General features: G+C 58.8%; 3 protein-coding genes. 2 read left to right on the top strand and 1 reads right to left on the bottom strand.

Features of this window, described 5'->3' with window-relative positions:
• Window positions 1-348 (top strand): DUF4351 domain-containing protein (locus tag LKR43_RS16125; protein WP_227685197.1); only part of this gene is annotated, 348 nt, incomplete at its 5' end.
• A gap of 13 nt (window positions 349-361) precedes the next feature.
• Here LKR43_RS16125 and LKR43_RS16120 read toward each other — a convergent pair.
• Window positions 362-664 (bottom strand): copper-binding protein, encoded by a 303-nt coding sequence (locus LKR43_RS16120; RefSeq protein ID WP_370632138.1) that lies wholly within the window; start codon window positions 662-664, stop codon window positions 362-364.
• A gap of 128 nt (window positions 665-792) precedes the next feature.
• Between LKR43_RS16120 and LKR43_RS16115 the strand changes: the two genes are divergently transcribed.
• The gene (locus tag LKR43_RS16115; protein ID WP_305080637.1) at window positions 793-1,233 is read left to right on the top strand and encodes a GNAT family N-acetyltransferase; all 441 of its coding nucleotides are present in this window, start codon (window positions 793-795) and stop codon (window positions 1,231-1,233) included.
• Window positions 1,234-1,570: the final 337 nt, after the last annotated feature.

Raw genomic sequence — 1,570 nt, 5'->3', positions numbered from 1 at the left:
GTCGATCTACCGCAGGTCGACGACTTACTGGAGATCAAGGACATGCTTACCGAACACTCCCGCTCCTGGACCCACCAGTGGAAAATGGAAGGGCTGGCCGAAGGACGAGAAGAAGGACGGCAAGAAGGACGTCAAGAAGGACGTCAGGAAGGACGTCAGGAAGGACGTCAGGAAGGACTCAAGGAAGGCCAGGCCTCTATATTGCACAGCCAGCTCAACAGAAAATTCGGTCCGCTACCCGATTCAATTCAGCAACGCCTGAAATCAGCCACATCGAACGAGCTTGAAGCCTGGTCCCTGAACCTGCTCGACGCCCAGTCGTTAAATCAGGTGTTCGACGGCAACTGACAGTACAAAAAAATCATTTCGATATCTTGGTAATAACGTACTGGCCGTTCTCGCGCCGAGCGGTGAATTTGACTTTGTCGCCAGGCTTGATATCGCCCAGCAACGCGGCATCGACGCGGTAAACCAGCGTCATGGCCGGCAGCTCAAGGTCGGCAATAGCGCCATGCTTGAGCGTAATCTTGCCCGCAGCCGCATCCATGCGGCGCACCTCGCCCGACGCCGATGCTTCCTGCGCAACCGCACTAACGGAATAAAACGACGTCAAGGCCAGTGCGGCCGCCAGTGCCTGCATCGCTCGCTGATTCCCTGAAGGCATAAGCTAAACTCCTGTAGATTCACAGCTTCAGCATAACGCCAAAATAAGGAATCCGCTTGCCCCACGCAACAGAACGTTACCAGCTGCGGCCAGCCCGCCCCGACGACATTCCTTGCATACTGGGTCTGATGCGGGAAATGGCTGAGTTCGAAAAGCTCACCGATATCTTCAAGGCCACCGAAGCTACGCTGCACAACAGTTTCTTCAGCGAGCATCCGGCTGCACACTGCCTGGTAGGCACCACTGCAAGCGAACCCGATGTTCCCGTTGCCTACATTATGTGGTTCCACAATTACTCCAGCTTCCTGGACAAGCGCGGCCTGTATCTGGAGGATCTGTACGTCCAGCCCGCACACCGTGGCCAGGGCCTGGGCAAAATGGCGCTGCAGCACTTGGCTCGAATGGCGGTCGAGCAGGACTGCGGGCGCTTTGAGTGGGTCGTGCTCGACTGGAACCAGAACGCCATAGACTTCTATAAACACCTGGGCGCCGACATCCTGCCCGAATGGCGCATAGTCCGCGTCACGGGCCAGGCATTGCAGAACCTGGCTGCGCAGGCGCCTCGCTAACGCACTTGTGTCTGACGCCGGGGCAGCCTCGGGTTCTGGCTGATGATGGTTTCTTGCTTTCGCCGTAGCGCGTTGTGACTGGTATAGGTTTCTTGCGCAGCGCTTTTTATTGCTTGTGACTGGTATGGGTTTCTTGCACGGTGCAGTCAGGTGTGCGGGGTGCCGCTCCTATCGCTGCGCCCGCCTGTGGCGGGTTCCCTTGTCATGGCCTTCGCGCAGGGTCGGACGCGAACTCGCCGGGGCGCGGTCCGCCGGCCCGCTTCCGGCTCAGACAGCGCGTCCTTTGGCCCCCGCCCGAAGCCCATGCCTGCGGCTTGCTCAACGTCGCTCTACCCCG

Source organism: Pusillimonas sp. MFBS29, from assembly GCF_020687695.1.
GTDB lineage: Bacteria > Pseudomonadota > Gammaproteobacteria > Burkholderiales > Burkholderiaceae_B > Pusillimonas_C.
The sequence above is the reverse complement of the archived record's forward strand: the minus strand, read 5'-3'. Positions and strand labels throughout refer to the sequence as shown.

Bases quoted from the DNA above. Each gene is read 5' to 3' on its own strand.
- LKR43_RS16120 (WP_370632138.1), bottom strand. From the start codon at position 664: ATGCCTTCAGGGAATCAGCGAGCGATGCAGGCACTGGCGGCCGCACTG.
- LKR43_RS16115 (WP_305080637.1), top strand. From the start codon at position 793: ATGCGGGAAATGGCTGAGTTCGAAAAGCTCACCGATATCTTCAAGGCC.